General features: G+C 39.6%; 18 protein-coding genes. 1 reads left to right on the plus strand and 17 read right to left on the minus strand.

The window, feature by feature from the left end:
• Positions 1 to 34: 34 nt before the first annotated feature.
• The 17 genes from hpaI to ACFPYN_RS11715 all read right to left on the minus strand — a co-directional run bounded on the left by hpaI (position 35) and on the right by ACFPYN_RS11715 (position 17,916).
• The gene (gene hpaI, locus ACFPYN_RS11635) at positions 35 to 958 is read right to left on the minus strand and encodes a 2,4-dihydroxyhept-2-ene-1,7-dioic acid aldolase (RefSeq protein WP_377734581.1); all 924 of its coding nucleotides are present in this window, start codon (positions 956 to 958) and stop codon (positions 35 to 37) included.
• An 80-nt stretch (positions 959 to 1,038) separates the two neighbouring features.
• Positions 1,039 to 1,536 carry a flavin reductase family protein gene (locus tag ACFPYN_RS11640; RefSeq protein WP_377734345.1) on the minus strand — a complete coding sequence of 166 codons (498 nt, stop codon included), beginning with the start codon at positions 1,534 to 1,536 and terminating at the stop codon, positions 1,039 to 1,041.
• Positions 1,537 to 2,030: 494 nt separating this feature from the next.
• Positions 2,031 to 3,515 carry a 4-hydroxyphenylacetate 3-monooxygenase, oxygenase component gene (gene hpaB / locus ACFPYN_RS11645; protein WP_377734346.1) on the minus strand — a complete coding sequence of 495 codons (1,485 nt, stop codon included), beginning with the start codon at positions 3,513 to 3,515 and terminating at the stop codon, positions 2,031 to 2,033.
• 127 nt (positions 3,516 to 3,642) lie between these two features.
• Entirely contained in the window at positions 3,643 to 4,032 is a 390-nt protein-coding gene (locus ACFPYN_RS11650) for a 5-carboxymethyl-2-hydroxymuconate Delta-isomerase (protein WP_377734348.1), read from the minus strand.
• A 22-nt stretch (positions 4,033 to 4,054) separates the two neighbouring features.
• Positions 4,055 to 4,813, minus strand: a complete 759-nt coding sequence (locus ACFPYN_RS11655) for a fumarylacetoacetate hydrolase family protein (RefSeq protein ID WP_377734349.1) — start codon at positions 4,811 to 4,813, stop codon at positions 4,055 to 4,057.
• Complete coding sequence (locus ACFPYN_RS11660; RefSeq protein WP_377734351.1) at positions 4,810 to 5,601, minus strand: fumarylacetoacetate hydrolase family protein; 792 nt, start codon at positions 5,599 to 5,601, stop codon at positions 4,810 to 4,812. The genes ACFPYN_RS11655 and ACFPYN_RS11660 overlap by 4 nt, the downstream gene beginning before the upstream one ends.
• Before the next feature lie 201 nt (positions 5,602 to 5,802).
• Positions 5,803 to 6,600 (minus strand): ABC transporter ATP-binding protein, encoded by a 798-nt coding sequence (locus tag ACFPYN_RS11665; protein WP_377734352.1) that lies wholly within the window; start codon positions 6,598 to 6,600, stop codon positions 5,803 to 5,805.
• Positions 6,578 to 7,627, minus strand: coding sequence for an ABC transporter permease (locus ACFPYN_RS11670; protein ID WP_377734353.1), 1,050 nt, complete (start codon positions 7,625 to 7,627; stop codon positions 6,578 to 6,580). The genes ACFPYN_RS11665 and ACFPYN_RS11670 overlap by 23 nt, the downstream gene beginning before the upstream one ends.
• Positions 7,628 to 7,796: 169 nt before the next feature.
• Positions 7,797 to 8,786, minus strand: coding sequence for an ABC transporter substrate-binding protein (locus ACFPYN_RS11675; RefSeq protein ID WP_377734355.1), 990 nt, complete (start codon positions 8,784 to 8,786; stop codon positions 7,797 to 7,799).
• Between the two features lie 142 nt (positions 8,787 to 8,928).
• A complete protein-coding gene (locus ACFPYN_RS11680; protein ID WP_377734356.1) occupies positions 8,929 to 10,365 on the minus strand; it encodes a dihydrolipoyl dehydrogenase family protein in 1,437 nt (478 codons plus the stop codon).
• A complete protein-coding gene (locus ACFPYN_RS11685) occupies positions 10,365 to 11,582 on the minus strand; it encodes a dihydrolipoamide acetyltransferase family protein (RefSeq protein WP_377734357.1) in 1,218 nt (405 codons plus the stop codon). The genes ACFPYN_RS11680 and ACFPYN_RS11685 overlap by 1 nt, the downstream gene beginning before the upstream one ends.
• Positions 11,583 to 11,594: 12 nt before the next feature.
• On the minus strand, positions 11,595 to 12,614 hold the full coding sequence (locus ACFPYN_RS11690) for an alpha-ketoacid dehydrogenase subunit beta (protein ID WP_377734359.1): 1,020 nt from the start codon (positions 12,612 to 12,614) through the stop codon (positions 11,595 to 11,597).
• 1 nt (position 12,615) lies between these two features.
• A complete protein-coding gene (gene pdhA / locus ACFPYN_RS11695; protein ID WP_377734361.1) occupies positions 12,616 to 13,671 on the minus strand; it encodes a pyruvate dehydrogenase (acetyl-transferring) E1 component subunit alpha in 1,056 nt (351 codons plus the stop codon).
• Positions 13,672 to 13,686: 15 nt separating this feature from the next.
• Entirely contained in the window at positions 13,687 to 14,835 is a 1,149-nt protein-coding gene (locus ACFPYN_RS11700) for a Leu/Phe/Val dehydrogenase (protein WP_377734363.1), read from the minus strand.
• A gap of 46 nt (positions 14,836 to 14,881) precedes the next feature.
• Positions 14,882 to 15,277 (minus strand): thioesterase family protein, encoded by a 396-nt coding sequence (locus ACFPYN_RS11705; RefSeq protein WP_377734365.1) that lies wholly within the window; start codon positions 15,275 to 15,277, stop codon positions 14,882 to 14,884.
• A 141-nt stretch (positions 15,278 to 15,418) separates the two neighbouring features.
• Positions 15,419 to 16,564: a Leu/Phe/Val dehydrogenase gene (locus ACFPYN_RS11710; RefSeq protein ID WP_377734367.1), complete on the minus strand. Its 1,146-nt coding sequence runs from the start codon at positions 16,562 to 16,564 to the stop codon at positions 15,419 to 15,421.
• Positions 16,565 to 16,926: 362 nt separating this feature from the next.
• A complete protein-coding gene (locus ACFPYN_RS11715) occupies positions 16,927 to 17,916 on the minus strand; it encodes an NAD(P)H-dependent flavin oxidoreductase (RefSeq protein ID WP_377734369.1) in 990 nt (329 codons plus the stop codon).
• Positions 17,917 to 17,999: 83 nt separating this feature from the next.
• Here ACFPYN_RS11715 and ACFPYN_RS11720 point away from each other — a divergent pair, with 83 nt between their 5' ends.
• A complete protein-coding gene (locus ACFPYN_RS11720; RefSeq protein ID WP_377734371.1) occupies positions 18,000 to 18,527 on the plus strand; it encodes a gamma carbonic anhydrase family protein in 528 nt (175 codons plus the stop codon).
• The last annotated feature ends 493 nt before the right edge of the window (positions 18,528 to 19,020 follow it).

The raw sequence follows: 19,020 nt of genomic DNA on the forward strand, positions 1-19,020 counted from the left end.
TAATAATTTTGTCGTGATCATCAAGATATTATTGTTATGTTGTTGCTGCTTCTTTTGGTAATTTTCCAAGTTCGATGAGTGTATCGCGAACTTCTTTTTTTAGTCCCTCTGAAGGGAATCCTAAAGGCAGTCGAAGCTTCGGATTAATTTTCTCCATCATGCCAAGTGCTACTTTTACGGGTCCAGGATTGGTATCTTTAAACAGCACATCATTCAACGGCATTAATTCGAAATGAAGGTCCTGACATCTTGCTACATCGCCCGCTTCCCATGCATTATATAATTCGGCCACTTTGACAGGTTCAACGTTAGCTGTCGCACTGATAAATCCAGCGCCACCAATGGCCAGCATCGGATAGCAAAGCAGTTCGATTCCTGAATACAATAGGAAGTCTCTTCCACAATTAAGTAGTACACGATTTACATGTTCGAAGTCTTTATTCGCTTCTTTTACCCCAACGATATTCGGGCAATCTTCTGCTAATCTCTTCATCGTACTCACTTCCATATTGACAGCTGACCGACCCGGAATATTGTAAATGATGATAGGTGTTTTAACTGAATCAGCTACAGTTTTAAAGTGCTGATACAGTGCTTCTTGGTTCGGTTTATTATAGTAAGGGACGATGACCATTGCAGCATCGGCTCCCATTTCTTCCGCATATTTCGTTAGTTCCATGGTCTCGTCATGGTTAGTAGAGCCAGTGCCTGGTGCGAAAAATACGCGTCCATCAATTGCTTCTTTCGCAAGATCCATGACTCTTTTTCGTTCAGCCATCGTTAATGAGCTCGGTTCTCCACTTGTTCCTGTAACAGAAATCCCATGGCTCCCGCTTTCAATTTGCCAATTAATTAGTTCTTTAAACGCTTTTTCGTCAATTGCACCGCTCTCAGTAAATGGCGTAATGACGGGGCAAATAGAACCTCTTAGTTTTCTTTTAGCTTCTTCGTATGCCAATTTCATCTACTCCTTCTAGTCATTAAAGTGGGTGAAGGTATTAAAGGGTACTTGCATATAATTTTAAAACCTTTAGGCTACTATCCTAAGTCTTGAAGTTCTTTTAACTCACGATACTTTCCTTGGCTATATAATAAAGGAGCTTTTTGTTCAAGCTTAACCCCAGTTACTTGGCCGATATAAACTGTATGGTCTCCTACTACATATTCGCTATGTAGTGTACACGTTACGACAGCTAAAGCATCTTCTAGAATGGGTAATCCTTTATAGGAAGAGAACGTGATTTCATGTTCTAAATTAAGTTGACCTGAAAATTGTTTGGACTCATTTTGTTGCTCAGACGTTAAGATGTTTACAGCGAATTGTTTGGCTTCTTTGATATGGCGAAGCATTCTTGCGTTTTCTCCAACACTAATGGCAATGAGCTTGGGGTTCAAAGAAATCGACATGAATGCATTTGCGGTCATGCCATGTACCTCACCAGCAACTTCAGTTGTTATAACAGTTACCCCCGTTGCAAAACTCCCCATCGCATTTCTAAACAATCGATCATCCACTTCTTGGTTTTCTATCTGCATCTCACAATCCCCTTTCTTTCATATAACTTTTGATTTTTTTGTAATAGCGTTGTTAAATATTTCAAAATTTATAAAATCGATTTGTCGATTTCCGTTACGGGCGGACGCTTTCCGCGGATGGTCCGTGTGCCTCCTCGTTCGCTTTGCTCTCTGCGGGGTCACACCTGGACACACTTTTCGAGCTGGAGACGCCGCCCTTCACTCCAATCAAATTAGCGGAATTCTAAACACATCCAAGGGAATACACTTTCGTTTATCACACATTTGCGCTGGCCGCACGCGTTCCGCATGAGCCAACAAGTATGAAAACCACATACTTGTGGGTCTCATTCTTCACGCTCTTGCGGGATGCTAGCGCAAGTGTATTCTTGCTACTCCTATACAAAGAGCTTTAGTTTTAATAGCCAAACTATAGGCTCAGTAAATTGTGTCTTAATACTGAGGGTAAGTTATAAGAAATTTCGTTTTCTTTTAACAAGCAAGTTAAGTGATACTTATAATAAAATACCCGCTTCTTTTTTCGTTCTATTTAAGAAGTTAGTAACCATGTCTTTATATGGTTGCTTATCGAATTGATCATAATAGGCATTAGACATTCTCACTGGATCTCCGAAGAAATAGTATTCATACAATGCTTGTCGGTTACCAAATGCACTAATTGAAATATCCCATGCTAAGCGGAAAAGTTGTACTTTTTCTTCACCGTTCATATTGGCACCTTGCGTATAGCGATGAATTAACGGGCCTACATCGGTATTACTGAAATCTGCTTCTGTTGGCAATGCCATCAATCCTGATGCTCCAAGAATTTTAATGATTTCATTCATACGTTGATACATTTTCGGGTACCAGTTACGCGCTGCGTTTAAGGGTTCAAAGTCCGGTGTCATATTGCCGTATTTATCAATTTTTGCATTGTGCTCTGAGCGGTATAAATGAGAGCGCATTACTTCTAAAATAACCATGATTTCGCTTGCCTTTTCTTTAACATGCATGAATTGGCTAATACCAATTGCATCCATCATACTAATGACCACACCCAGAACGAATTCTGTTTTGACGATGTTTTTAGCAATAACTTGATGCGTCATATGAATAACCGCATTTGTTTCGGTATACGTACGATTACAAATATCTGTACTCTCACTGACAAATACTCTTTCCCATGGAACGAATACATCTTCAAACGAAATGATTGCATCGCTCTCATCAAAACGAGCACCTAATGGATGATCCCATTTGCTTTTTCCATAGTCGAAAGATTCGCGTGATAGGAATTTTAAACCTGGTGTATTATTTGGAATAGCAAATGCAAATGCATAAGGATCGTCTGTTGTTCCAGGAGTTCTATTTATAGTAGAAGGGAAAACAACAAGTTCGTCCGTAATACCCCCTAAAGTGGCTAGTAGGCGACAGCCATTCACAATAATTCCATCTGACGTCTTTTTCGTAATACGTGCGGATAGGAACGGATCTTTTTGTTCAGTTTGAGTCAGCATGGATCGATTCACTTGTGGGTGAATTAATGTATGAGTTAAGCTAAGGTCATTTTCACGTGCATATTCATAATAGTCTCTAGCATTTTTCGCGAATTGGTCGCTTCCTCCGCCCTGTTGTGCAAAAAAATCACTTGCTGTACCAAAAGCCATGATGCTCGTGTTCAAATAGTCTGGTGAACGGCCCATCATACCCCCAGAAAAAGTTGCCCATTCGGTATTCATTTCACGTCTCTTAAACAAATCTTCTTTTGTTTTAGGTGCAATAAATGAAAGGCCTACCTTTTTTCCTGATGTCGGTGAAGTGTATAACATTTTTTCCGGCTTCTCATGTTGTAAATCGTAAAGACCCGCAACGCTTTCGACAACATTTTTAAATGCTGGATGTGTAGTAACGTCGTCTACTTTCTTCCCGTGAATCCATACTTCTGTTTTCCGCTCTTTAATGCCTTCAATATATTCTTTACCTGTACGTGCGCCCATTCTATTCCCTCCTCATATTGAATCAACCTTTTCATTTATCTTCCATCGCCTGTAGTAATTTAAATCTTCTGACTATTAAAGTCGAAATGATAGACGATTAACTTTAACTACCTAAATGGTATGATGTTCAATCCTTTTTGAATCTTGAATGAATATTATTTTGTTTATAACTGCCGGCTTCACTAAATTCGTTTAGTTCCATCGATAACGCCAAGTAGCGAGTCGACATGAGTAGTGAGAAATGTTCTTTCATCACATCAAATAATGCATCCCCAACATCCTTCTTAATTTCATCAGAGCGACCAGCCCCTATTTTCAAAACTGCATGGACAAAAGCATCATCTTCTTCACCATCAGCCATTCGATAGTCATGTACTTCAATCGCTCTTGATCGAATTCCACCTATCGGGAAAATAGTGTCCCGAGCAATCAGGACTTTATGAATCTCTTCAAATAGCTTTGCGATATTCGCCTCATTTTTAATATTAGCTGTGTACTCTACAATAAAGTGTGGCAAGATGATTTCCCTCCAGTTCACTCTAGCGATTTGTAAACGATTCATCTCCAATAATGGTATTTACTAAACGTCCAATTCCCTCAACTTCCGTTACAACCACATCTCCAACAGCAGTATTGACAGATCCTTTAGGGGTACCTGTTAAAATAACGTCATTTTCACTCAACGTCATAAAGCTACTTAAATACTCGATAAGTGTTGGGATATCGAAAATCATATCTGCTGTCGTTCCTTGTTGAACGAGTTTGTTATTGACATGAGTAGTCAATTTCAAGTCCATGGGGTTAGCAATATCTCCTGCATCAACCATCCATGGACCGAATGGTGTACAACTATCACGATTTTTCACTCGCAAATTAGGACGGTAATAGTTCTCTAAATAATCTCTGAATGCATAGTCGTTGGCTACGCTATAGCCTTTAATATATTTGTAAGCGTTTTCTTTTTTTACATTGCGTACTGTTTGACCGATGATAACTGCCAGTTCACACTCATAGTGCATATAGGTGACATCGTCAGGTCGACGAGTAAAGCCTTGATGTCCAATAAATGCATTCGGACTTTTTAAGAAAACCAGTGGTTCTGAAGGTGCTGCAAATGAGAGTTCTGCTGCATGATCTGCGTAGTTCAGCCCTAATGCAAACACTGTCCGAGGTACGATTGGAGTAAGCCAAACAACATCTTGTTCCTCTACAATTTGACCATTATCTAATTTAAGTCGACCTTCCCATTCAATCGCTTCATGGATAGCGCCGCCATATGATATACGCGCTGTTCTCATTTCGTCCCCCTCCGAATGAATGCTTTTTCTTCAATAATTATATTCTCCAAAGAACCAATACCAGCTATTTCAATTCGAACCCTATCTCCAACACTCGCTTGTGGTACCTCTTCAGGAACACCAACGAGTAACACATCTCCAGGACTTAATGTCATAAATTCTGTTACATCTGCAAGTAAGCGGCCAACTGATCGAATCAAATTAGTTGTTGAATTTTCCTGTCGCAGTTCATCATTAATGTAAACCCTGATTATTAAATCATCCGGGTTCTCTATAGCGTGACGATTGATAACCCAAGGCCCTATTGGACAAAATCCATCGCGTGATTTGTGCTGAACAGCTGGACGATAAATGCTGTCATGTGGCACGCTCACATCGTTTACAATTGTATATCCTGCTATATAATCTAGAGCTGATTCTTCTGTTACAGCGACCGCTTTCTTACCAATAACAATGCCAACGGATGCACCCATTTCAAGCTTTGTAATTTCTTCCGGCATTGGAATACCTGCACCGTATCGATTAAATGTATTTGCGGGTTTAATATAAAGAACAGGAGCAACTGGCGGAGAAAGATAAGGTTTGTCGTTAACCGTATCGCCTAGTTCTTCAAGTACCCCCTTAAAGTTCACTAGCGTACCGAAAACTGTTCCTGAAATCGGGGTGTCAAGCTGTATATCATTTGTGTTTAACTCGTTGCCATCTATTACAACATTATTCGTTGCTGTATTCACATCGACTGCAATTAAGTCATGTATACCAATAACTTTCATCCTTGCATTGCCCACCTAATTCACTCCTCTAGTTAATAGACTATTTTTCCATAGTACAAATAACTATAGTTTCACTAACTCTAAAACATTACATAAAAGGGCGACCTTCTCGTAGAATGGAGTTTTCAAACTACAAACTAATAGAAGAGTCGCCCTTATAAATAGGTAAGAATCAACAACTCAGTGTTACATTTAAAGATGTTTTGAATATCGTCATTACACAGACAATAATGCTTTATCACTATTTAGTTTTTCGCCACGGATACGCTGAAATTCATCCATTAATTTTGGAATGGTTAATTTCTTTTTCTCGTCAGCATCAAATTCTAAAATAATTTGTCCTTTATCCATCATAATAAGCCTATTCCCTAAGTCTAAGGCTTGTTGCATATTATGAGTAATCATCAGAGTTGTGAGCTGATTCTTTTCAACAAGCTCTTTGGTTAAATTGGTAATTAACTCTGCACGAGACGGATCAAGTGCAGCAGTATGTTCATCTAGTAGTAAAATATCTGGTTGCGTAAAGGTTGCCATCAACAGAGAAAGAGCTTGACGTTCTCCTCCTGAAAGCATGCCTACTTTTGCATTCAATCGGTTTTCAAGGTTTAAATGAAGTGTTTCAAGAGATTCACGGAACAATTCTCGACGTTTCTTGTCTACACCTTTTCGTAAAAGACGTTTTTTGTTTCGTGAATAGGCCATTGCAAGGTTTTCTTCGATTGTCATTGTCGGTGCTGTGCCTGCCATTGGATCTTGAAATACTCTTCCAATCATCTGAGAACGTTTATATTCCGGCAATTTTGTGACGTCTTTATTGGCAATTTCAATGACACCAAAATCAGGAGAAAGCGCGCCGGAAATCATATTCAACATCGTTGATTTCCCTGCACCATTGCTTCCAATTACCGTCATGAAATCACCCGCATGTAACTTTAGATTTATTTGATCTAACGCAATTTTTTCATCCGGTGTCGCTTCATTAAATAATTTATTAATCTGGATGAGGTTTAGCAACTGCAGCGCCTCCCTTCGTTAGCGAATGTTGATACTCTGCTAAACGTTCAGCATGACGTTTTGATTTTCTGTTTTTTTCACGTTTCTTTTCAAAGTACTGAGGTAAAATCAACGCACAGATTACAATAACGGCAGTAATTAATTTCATGTCCCCTGTATCAAGGAAGTCCACTCTAAGTGCTAGACCCAGTACAATTCTATAAATAATGGCCCCAGCAATAACCGCAAACGTAGTTCGAACAATCGTTTTAGTTCCAAATATGGCTTCACCGATAATGACCGAAGCCAGTCCGATAATGATCATACCGATGCCCATTCCAATGTCTGCGAACTTCGAATACTGAGCAATGAGTGCTCCTGAAAAGGCAACTAAAGCATTTGAAAAACCAAGTCCTACAATGATGAGTGTGTCTGTATTAGCCGATAAGCTTCGAATCATTTTTTTATTATCGCCAGTAGCTCTTATTGCAAGACCAATTTCAGTTTTCAAGAACCAATCTACAAGAACCTTAATTAGTAAAACGATGATGGTCATAATAAACAAAGTTCCCCATGTGGAAGGTAAATATTGAACCCCCAGCATGCTGAAGAAATTGTTAATAGCCGTGTCTATCCCTAGAGACCCCCAAAATGATTGGAATTGATTAAACATGGTTTCTGCATTTAATAAAGGGATATTCGGTCGACCTATGGAATTCTCGGATGTTAGTCCCATTATTCGTAAATTTATAGAATATAAAGCAATCATCATCAATATTCCAGCAAGTAAGGCATTGATCTTCCCTTTTGTATGTAGAAGGCCGGTTACACAACCAGCCAAAAACCCAATCATAACGGCTACTGCTGTAGCTAACATCGGATGATATCCTAAGATAATCATCGTAGCAGCAACTCCAGCTCCTGTTACAAAACTACCATCAACCGTTAAATCTGGAAAATCCAACACTCGAAATGAGATATACACCCCGAGTGCCATAATTGCATAGATGATTCCTTGCTCTACAGAGCCAAATACAGCTGAAAACATGTAGAATCACCTCCTGTTTTATTAGTAAAAAGTATACGTTTTTTTAACACAATCATCGAACTAGGTAGTAGCTTTGTCTAGTTCCTAGAGCCAGCTCACACCTAAGCTTCAGAACCCCGATACGGAAACAAGTTTCCGAAACGCCGATGATAATCTAGAGGCGCTTTTACTATTCGCTAAATTCAGCTTTCCACTCGTCTTTGATATCAAGTCCGATAACAGACGCTGTGTCTTTATTCATAGTGAAAATTAATTTTTGTGGAATTTGAACAGGAAGGTCAGCTGGTTTGCTTTCACCTTTTAGAATTTTTACTGCCATTTCGCCTGCTTCGTATCCGATGTCAAAGTATTCAAATCCGTATGCAGCTAATGCACCTCGTTTTACAGAGTCAAATTCGGCAGCAACCATCGGTAATTTATTATCGTTTGCTACTGAAATGACAGATTCAAGTGCAGAAACAACTGTGTTATCTGTAATGATGTAGAATGAATCTACTTTGCCAATCAATGATTCTGTCGCTTGTTTTACATCTGCAGACGTTGCAACAGACGCTTCAACAACTTCCATATCCATATCTTTTAGCATTGCTTTCACCGCATCTACTTGTGCACGTGAATTTTGCTCGCCTGAGTTAAACACCATACCAACTTTTTTAGCGCCTAATTCTTCTTTTAGGAACTTCATCGTATTTGCTATTGCATCAGGATGACTATCAATCGTACCTGTAACGTTTCCGCCTGGCTTTTCCATTGACTCAACTAGCTCTGCTCCAACCGCATCAGTTACTGATGTGAACACAATTGGAATATCTGAAGTGGCACTAGCAGCAGCCTGAGCACTTGGTGTCGAATTCGCAAATATTAAATCAACGTTAGAACTGACTAAGTTAGATGCAATTGTCGTACTTGCACTTGCATCACCTTGGGCAATTTGAACATCATATTCTGCTTCAATTCCTGCATCTTCTAATGCTTTTTGAAAGCCATCATATGCTGCGTCTAACGAAGGGTGTTCGACTATTTGAGTAACCCCAATTTTAAATGTCTTTGCTTCTTCCTCATTATTAGTAGTACCAGTACCACTGTCATCCGAACATGCCCCAAGGATTAACGCCGTACTGAACATAGCTACCCCGAATTTTTTCCAATTGTTCTTCATACCATTTTCCCCCTCTTAAACTTAGTTATATGTTATTTATTTGAAACCAAGTTAGATTGCAACATTTAAAATGTTCCGATAATTTAAGAGTGTATCATGCAGTCCAATGAATAACTAGAAGGAATTTACGAAAATTTGTGAATCATACATTAAATAAGTTTTTCTTACGTGCGGGCGGTGTATGAATCGCTTGTCCGATTAAACCTTCAACCGCTTCAAGCAATCCTTCATTGAATCCTGGATGTGCATAAAGAGGGAATTTTACATCTTCTTCTTTTGCTGCCATTTCAAGCAATTGTATAAAGGATCCAGACATTTCAATGGCACCTTCTCCAATCATGTGAATACCACAAATGATTTCAGTTGAAGGATCTGAGATAATTTTAATAAAGCCATCTTTTTTACCAGTGATCGATGCATAACCGTTCCCTCCAAGAGAGAACTGACTAACGCGAACACCCAAGCCAATTTCGCGAGCGTGTTGTTCAGTTAGTCCAACAGATACTGCCTGCGGAATGGTATGAGCAACCATTGGTAAAAAGGTAAGATCGACTTCAGGTTTGTGACCCGTGATAGCTTCAATGGCTGCTTTCCCTTGCTTAATTGCTTTAATTGCAAGGAGAGGGCCTTCTGTTACATCTCCAATCGCATAAATAGAAGGAATCGATGACTGCATATTTCCATCTATATGGATGAACCCTCCATCCGTTTGAGCAATTCCAATGCGACTAAGGCCAAGAGATTCCACATTCGGTTTCCTTGATCCAGTCACGAAAAGATGAGATCCATGTATGGTCTCTTCAACATTTTTCTCGGTTTGAAAAGTAACAGCAATTTCACTATCAATTTCATGTGTCGAAATCAATTGAACATCCTTATACACAGATATTTTACGTCGTTTAAATAATCGATTCAGCTCTTTGGTAATAGATTCATCGAATGCAATTGTTTTGTCATCCAATAGAATGCTTACTTTCGCACCTAATGCTGCAAAACTAGAAGCTACTTCAAGGGCAACATAATCCTGTCCTTTTACGATAAGATGTTGCGGTATTTCTTCAAGTTCAAATATTTCATGGGACAAAAGAATTCTTTTCCCTTTTTCGTTCAAGCCTGGTGGCATTATAGGAGAACTTCCTGTCGCAATGATTACTTGGTCAAATTCGAAAATATCGAACTGATGTCCTTTTTCTACACCGATTCGATCTACTCCAAGGAACGTTGCTTTGCCACTAATTATTTCAATTTTGTTGTCCTTACATAGACTTTCTACGCCAGCTCTAAGCCCGTCGATTACTTTATCTTTGTAAGTAAGTAGCTTTTTAATATTGAATGTGTCATCGCCACTACTAATCCCTAAGTCTTGCAAATGAGCGGTTTCTGAACGTTTCGTTGCTGCATGGGTAAAGACTTTAGACGGGATACAACCCTTGTTCAAACAAACGCCACCCAAGTCCGCCTGTTCAATCAAAGTGACTGAAAGGCCGAGCTGAGCACCACGTATGGCGGCAGAATAACCGCCTGGTCCTCCACCGATGATTATAAGATTTCTTTGCTGACTGATTTCCCCGACAACCATTAGATCATCTCCATCATTAGTTTGTGCGGATGCTCAATAAGACTAGCAAAGCGGTTCGTAAATGCAACGGCTGTGGCTCCATCAGCAACCCGGTGATCAAATGCCATGGAAAGTGTCATGATATGACCAATAACGATTTCATCATGATCATTTACGATTGGTCGTTTTTTCGTTTTATGGAAAGCAATTAACGCAGTTTCTGGATAGTTGATAATTGGTGTGGCTCCCGTACTGCCAAGTGGACCAACATTACTGACCGTGAATGTACTGTTTTGCATTTCAAAAGGTTGAAGTTTTCCAGCAATCGCTCTCTCCGTCAATCCTTTTACTTCTTTGTGAATATCTTTGATTGATTTTTTGTCCGCATCATGCAGTACTGGAACGATCAAGCCACTATCTGTGTTAGTTGCGAGACCGATATGGTAATTCCTTTTAAGGAGAATCCGACTATTTTCTTCATCAAGTTCAGCATTAAAAATAGGGAAATCTTTTAATGAAATAACAAGTGCCTTAATGAGAAAGGCAGAAACACCGACTGATTCACCAGACGCTTTCAATTGTTCTCTTAATTTAAATAAGTTTGTCATATCTACTTCGTCAAAATGAGTAACATGCGGTATCGTAAATAAGGATTTCGTCATCTTTTCAGCAATCTTTTTACGTATACCTTTAAATGGTATCTCATCAGGGATTTCTTTAGTAATGGCAACTTGAGGTGCAACCTGAACGGACTCTTCGCTAGTTTGTTGTCCTTTTAAGAATCGATAAACATCTTCCTCAGTCACTCTGCCAGATGGATCAGTAGCGTGGACATCTTCAAGATTTATATTATTATCACGTGCAATCTTGCGCGTGTAAGGTGCTGCAAGGACCCGTGAAAAAATTGGCTGCGAAGATTTTTCAGCCTGTACACTGGGTGTGACTTGTTTTTTCACAGTCTGTTTCGATTCAGGTTGAGATTTTTGTTGTGATTTAACGGCTCCAGCCGCTTCTATGTAGATTAAACTAGTTCCTACTTGGACCGTTTCACCTGGTTCAATTACAATTTGTTTCACTATTCCTGAGCAGGGAGAAGTAAGTTCTGCGACCATTTTGTCTGTTTGCACTTCAACGAGTGGTTGATCAATACTTACCGAATCTCCAACTTTGACGAAGTAATGGATGACCTCTCCTTCGGTCATCCCTTCTCCTATATCATGTAATTTCACTTCGAGCATGACAGTTCCCCCTTAAAAATGAACCACTTTTTCAATCCCCTCAAGAACACGTGCAGGTGTTGGAAGATAATGTTCTTCTAATGTGAAGAACGGAACATGGACATCAAAGCCTGTTACTCTTTCAATCGGAGCACGTAAGTAAAGGAAAGCTGTATCGTTAATAATCGAAACAATATCATTCCCGAGTCCTCCGGTATTATGAGCTTCATGAATAATGACCGCTCTCGTCGTCTTTTGCACTGATTGTGCAATAATGTCACGATCAATTGGATACAGTGTACGAAGGTCGATAATTTCGCAACTCATCCCTTTTTTCTCTGCTTGTTCAGCCGCTTTCTCTGCGATTGAGACCATCGCGCCCCAAGCTATAAGTGTGACATCAGCACCTTCACGTACTATTTTGCCTTTGCCAATTTCTACTGTATATTTTTCAACAGGTACTTCTTCTCTTTTAGAGCGATAGTGTTTCATCGTTTCTAGTACAAGTACTGGATCAGGATCTTCCATTGCTGCAATCAATAGCCCTTTTGCATCATATGGATTAGACGGGCAGACCACTTTAATACCAGGCATATGTGTGAATAAAATTTCTGTACTATCAGAATGAATTTCTGGAGCACGAATTCCCGCTCCGTATGGCGCTCTTATGACCATTGGCACAGTAAAGTTAGACATTGAACGCATTCGAACTCTTGAAACATGTGTCATAATCTGTTCGTACGCTGGGTAGATAAAACCAAGAAATTGAATTTCAGCAACTGGTCTGAAACCGTTTACCGCCAGGCCAATTGATGCCCCAATAATCCCTGCTTCTGAAAGCGGTGTATCAACTACCCGATCAGCTCCAAACTTTTCCTGTAGTCCTTCTGTTGCTCGGAATACTCCGCCGTTTTTTCCGATATCTTCTCCAAGAATAATTGTTCGATTATCCTCTTCTAGCATCAAGCGCATGCCATCATTAATCGCTTGAATCATCGTCATCTGTTGAGTAGTACCATTTTTTTGATCCGACTCTTTCAATTGGGTCATCATGTCACTGCCTTTCTAAATGTGCAAGATATGCTTCTTTCTGTTCAGCAAGTTGAGTAGGCATCTCAGCAAATATATGATCAAAAATGTCTTCTACGTTTGGTGGTGGGAAATTCTCCATTTCTTCTACAGCTAGTTCTATTTCACTTGTCGTTTTTTCTTTAACTTCTTGAATCCATTGTTCGTCCCAGTAGCCATAGTTTTTCATAAACAATTCCATACGAGTAACGGGGTCAACGATATTCTCCCCTTGTTTTTCAGGACGATATTTAGAGGGATCATCGGCAGTGGTATGGGCACCTGTGCGCCACGTAACTGCTTCAATCAAAGTAGGTCCATCGCCGTTGCGTGCATGATCAAACGCTTTTTTTGTTTCAAAATAAACAGCAAAACAATCATTTCCATCAATCCGAACACCTGGCATTCCATAAGCAACTGACTTTTGTGCGATCGTTGCAGAATTCATTTGTTTTTCAATAGGAACTGAAATAGCATAGCCATTATTTTGGTTAAAAAAGACAACTGGAACTTTGAAAACACTCGCAAAATTCAATCCTTCATGAAAATCACCTTCAGAAGTTGCGCCATCTCCGAAATATGCAATTGAAACATTTTTTGTTCCTCTCAATTTTTCAGCCCAAGCTGCACCCGCTGCATGGGGAAGCTGAGTCGCAATCGGAACTGCAGGGGGGAAGATATGTCTATCTTTTGGTGGTACACAACCCTCTACTCTGCCATTCCAATACAAAAATGTTCGAGCCATATTTTTTCCGAATGTTAATGTCGCACCGTGATCACGATATGTTGGGAACACCCAGTCATCAGCATTAAGGGCTAGAGCACTCCCCACTTGTGCAGCTTCCTGTCCCTCGAAAGGAGCATACGTACCAAGACGGCCTTGACGTTGCAAATTAATCGCTTTTCTGTCAAATGTACGAATTCGTATCATGTTGTAATACAGTTCTTTAACCAATTTCTCATCAATCAGTTTTTCAAAACTCGCATCAATTAGTTGACCTTTATCGTCTATTATTCTCTTTATCGGATAGTTTTGTTCCATTAAACTTGCCTCCAATCAGGTTAAGTTGCGAATGGACCACTTTGGTTTCGCAGGTGCTGTATAAAAGCTATTTCGCTTTGATCTATCTGCAATTCTTTTTTCACACATCTGATTTGCCGATTCCTCAGTTGTTCTTCCACTACTAATCGCTTCCTTATAAACTTCCAAAATCGCATCGTATATATGTTTGGTTTTTGCAAGTACACGTTCATGATTAATGCCATACAATTCATCTGCTACTTGAATTAATCCCCCTGAATTGACGATATAATCTGGCGCATATAAAATTCCTTTTTCTTGAAGCATCTTTCCGTGTCTATCATGTAACAGTTGGTTGTTTGCCGCACCTACAATAGCTTTCACTTTAAACTGAGCGATTGTGTTGTCGTTAATAATTCCGCCAAATGCACAAGGCACGAAAATATCTGCATCTTGAGAATAAATATCCTCTTTGGCGATTACGATTACTTTACCTAGTGTTGTTGTTGCCAATCCTTCAATGGCCTGCAAGTTCTCTTGATTAATATCCGTTACATAAATCGTTGCTCCTGCTTCAAGCAATCCGCTTGCCACTTTAAAACCGACTTTACCAAGACCTTGTATCGCATATTTATGTCCGCCCAATTCATCATTTCCAAAAAGCATATAGTTGGTCGCTTTAATACCGTACAAAACACCTGCTGCGGTTGGAATAGATGAATCTCCACCGCCACCATACGCTTCCGGAAGTCCGTTGATGAAATTTGTCTCTTTCATCGCATGAATGAAATCGTCCATCGACGTTCCCATATCAGTGCCGGTATAAAAACGTCCGCCTAGTGAATTAACAAATTGACCAAATGCACGGAATAATTCAGGTGATTTGTCTGTTTTAGGATCCCCGATTATTACTGCTTTTCCACCGCCGAAATCAACATCGGCTGCAGCGCATTTATAGGTCATTCCTTTCGAAAGTCGAAGGACATCTTCTAATGCTTCATCCATACTGTTATATGGTTGCATCCTGCATCCGCCGAGTGCTGGTCCAAGCGTTGTATTATGGATGGCGATAATTGCACGTAAACCTGTTGATGGGTCATTACAAAAGACAACTTGTTCATGTTCACTCATTTTATCGAAGAGTTCGAATTCCTTAGTCATTGATGTTTCCTCTGCTACTTTCATACGGAAGGCCTCCTTAAAATCTATCAAACAGCTTTTGCTTTACTAGTTAGACTGCAGCTTCGATTAACTTTTGCGCAATTGTTTCTTTTGGCAATATGACTTGCCTCACTTCACCTGTTCCGATTAATCCTAGATGATTTTTCGCCGTTACTTTTGTTATCACCACATTGGCACGAAGTTCAACTAAAGTGGCAGTTAATGTAACGGTAGAGCCGAGCGTTGATGCAGCTACATGCTTTAGTTGCACCGCTGCACCCATTCCCTCTTCATGCTCTTCTAAAAACGGAAGAATGATTTTACGGGAAACCCATTCCAGATGATAAGTCATCGCTACTGTTGAATAGACAGGATGCACAACGACACCTTCAAATGAAGCAAACATATCTTCCGTTACAATGATTTCAATTGTTTCTTCTCTTCCAACGACCATTCCTTGTTTCATCATCTATCCCCTGCTTACGTTGTAGATTATGTAACCGAAGTGAATGTGAACTGTGATTTCAGCTTCACTTTCGTTTCTTTGTAAACGCTTACATAAAGTGATTTAGCTTTTAGCGTTTCTCTATTTTCATCGACTCTGCCCTTATTGATGTCGGAATGACCATTTAGGTTTCACTGATGACGTGTAAAAGTCATTTCGTTTTCCTTTGTTCTCTATTCTTTTCTCACACATCTTATTAGCGGATTCCATTGTCGAGATTCCGCTAAGCTCTGACATCTTGTAAACTTCTAAAATCGCATCATAAATATGTTTTGTTTTAGCAAGTACGCGCTCCTGATTGATCCCGTACAACTCATCTGCCACTTGGATGAGTCCACCAGAATTGATAATGTAATCTGGCGCATAAAGGATTCCTCTTTGTTGAAGCTTCCTGCCGTGACTTTCATCTAAAAGTTGATTGTTTGCTGATCCTGCGATTGCTTTCACTTTAAACTGATCAATTGTGAAATCGTTAATAATACCGCCTAGGGCACAAGGAACAAATATATCTGCTTGCTGTGAATAAATATCTTCACTTGCCACGATTTTCACTGTTCCAGCTGAAGTTGCTGCTTTTGCTTCAATTGCCCGCAGACTTTCTTGACTAATATCTGTTACGTAAAGCTCGGCACCTTCTTCAAGTAACCCACTAGCCACTTTGAATCCAACTTTACCTAAACCTTGAATGGCGTAAGTTACACCGCCTAAATCGTCTGTACCAAACAGTATTTGATTCGTCGCTTTTAACCCATAAAGGACACCGGCTGCAGTAGGTATGGAGGAATCCCCTCCACCGCCATACGCTGCAGGTAATCCTACGATACAATTGGTCTCTTTCATTGAGTGTATGAAATCATCCATCGATGTCCCCATATCTGTACCGGTAAAGAATCTGCCTCCTAATGAGTTAACAAATTGGCCGAAAGCACGAAATAATTCAGGTGTTTTATCTGTATTAGGATCGCCGATAATGACCGCTTTCCCTCCACCAAAATCCACGTCCGCTGCTGCACATTTGTAGCTCATTCCTCTTGATAAACGAAGTGCATCCTCCAAAGCTTCATCGATACTGTTATATGGTTGCATCCGACATCCGCCCAGTGCAGGTCCAAGTGTCGTACTATGAATCGCGATGATTGCTCGAAGTCCAGTTGCTGGATCATTACAGAAAACCACCTGTTCATGCTCAGCCATTCTTTCAAAAAGATCGAATTCTCTAGACTTTCGAATTCTTTCTGCTAATTCCATCTATTAATCCCCCTCAGGATTTACGACATACTATAAATGAGTTTCATTTATTGAGATGTAAGATGAAGCATTTTTCAAGTAATTTGGCATTTATATACTGAACGCACTTACAATTAGTGTATGAGTCTTCTTTATCGTATAACACTATTTCAACGTAATATTATCAAACCGTAATATTATAGTCAATACAATAATTAGAAAAATCCATATTTTTAGAATTAAAAGAAATTAACTCATGCATTAACTGAGGGGAAAATGTTAAGCGCAGAATTGTATCACCCTAAGTGCTAAATCTGCTGCTTAGTGCAAACGAGAAAGGGCAACTAGTAAGTTCACTGAACTTACTAGTTGCCCTTAACGAATTAAGATAGATTATTTGTTTTTAATCTTTTTTCAATGAGTATATCTAATTCATTTTTAGATAGATTGATTTGATTACTCGCTTCTTGCATCATGCTGTCAAATAATTCTTTGACACTTGGAATATGGTCGATTAGTCCTGCTATTTGTCCACTGTTGATAAATCCATTTTCCATATCGCCTTCGATTGCACCTCTGACGTGTTGCTTTTCTGTAGTCATTTCACCGTATTGTGCACGTGTCATTCCTTCCTTTTCACGTTGATCCAGCTTCATTGAATATGGCGTCTTTAACATTCTTCTTATCATTCCTACACTTCGCCCAACAATGATCGTTTCCGTATCGATTGCATTCACAAGACTTTGCTTATACGTTTCATGAAACGGAGCTTCCTTCGTAGCAATTAATCGAGTGCCGATTTGAATCCCACTCGCACCTAACATAAGCGCAGCAGCCAGTCCTTTGCCGTCTCCAATACCTCCAGCTGCAATTACGGGAACTTTCACATTCTTCACTATCTGAGGAATTAATGTGAAAGTCGTTAGTTCAAGAGTAGAGTTGATCCCTGCTGCTTCAAAACCTTCTGCAACAAGAATATCCGCTCCTGCTGCTTGTGCTTTTTGGGCATGTTTCACTGAGGCTACAAGAGCAATGACTGTCACACCGTGTTCATGTAATTTCGCAATATATGGCACTGGGTTTCCCGCTGAAAGAGAAACAACCGGAACATTGTGTTTGATGACAAGATCAATGAGTTCTTCTGTATAAGGAGAAACATTAATTGCGATGTTAATCGCGAAATTCTTCTTTGTCATTTTTTTCGTTTGAAGTAGTATTTCTTCGACTTCATTTGGAGTCATTGTACCGCATCCTATTGTTCCTAAACCCCCAGCTTCTGAAACAGCCGATGTTAACTGAGCGTTACTAATATTCCCCATTCCGCCTTGAATAATGGGTAAGTCGATTTGAAGCATTTCGCAAACGTATTTCATTAATTATCCACCTCTACTCAATTATGTTATAGTAAATTCATTAGAAAGACAATTGCGTTAATTTGATATAGGGGGTAATAATTTTGATCGTTACGTTTAAAGGAAAAACACCGGTACTAGATCCTACGGTATTTGTTGCACCAGGAGCTAAGATTATTGGGGAGGTTTTAGTAGGAGAAGAATCAACTATTTGGTTTAATACGGTACTTCGCGGAGATGAAGGGTTGATTTCAATTGGAAAACGATGCAGCATCCAGGACAATTCGACGATTCATTTATATGAAGATGCCCCTGTTATTGTAGAAGATGAAGTGACAGTTGGACATAATGTCATCCTTCATGGTTGCAAAGTGGGTAGACGCTCAATTATCGGCATGGGTTCAACGATTCTTGATCATGCAGAAATCGGAGAAGAATGCATCATTGGAGCGAATACATTAATTCCACCGGGTAAGAAAATTCCTCCCCGTTCATTAGTGGTTGGATCACCTGGGAAAGTAGTTAGAGAATTAACCGACAAAGATTTTGAAATCATTCAACTATCCATTGATACATATGTACAAAAAGGCTATGACTATCGTGAAATTTTTAAGGACCAAGAATACGAATGATAAAAAAAGTATTTTGAAACAGCTATAAAAAACGTTTGGATTATTCTCCATTCCAATGAAAAAGTACACTTGATTTATCAAAGCTACCCAATATCAATAAAATGAGATTGGGTAGGTTTCCTTTTTAATGTTCCAGTTAAAACGACTTAGTTGATTTTCGTTACAGGCGGACGCTTTCCGCGGGCGGTCCGTGAGCCTCCTCGTCGCAAGCGACTGTGGGGTCTCACCTGGACACGCTTTTCCCGCTGGAGTCGCCGCCTTTCACTACAATCACCTACTAAATTAAAAAACAGATTTTTAGGTAATATCTTTTTATAATTAAAGTACTTAATTTAAGTGGTGTCCCGATGATTTCCAATCAGGAACCTTTAAATCTTAGTCCATCTATGTTGATCTACGATATGGTTGTGCCAAAGAATAATATGCTTCGTCAATTCAATGAACTTGTCGCTGTTTCGAGTAGGTTGCTACACCGAAGATGCGAAAAGTAAGA

The organism is Paenisporosarcina macmurdoensis, from assembly GCF_042658845.1.
Classification (GTDB): domain Bacteria; phylum Bacillota; class Bacilli; order Bacillales_A; family Planococcaceae; genus Paenisporosarcina; species Paenisporosarcina macmurdoensis.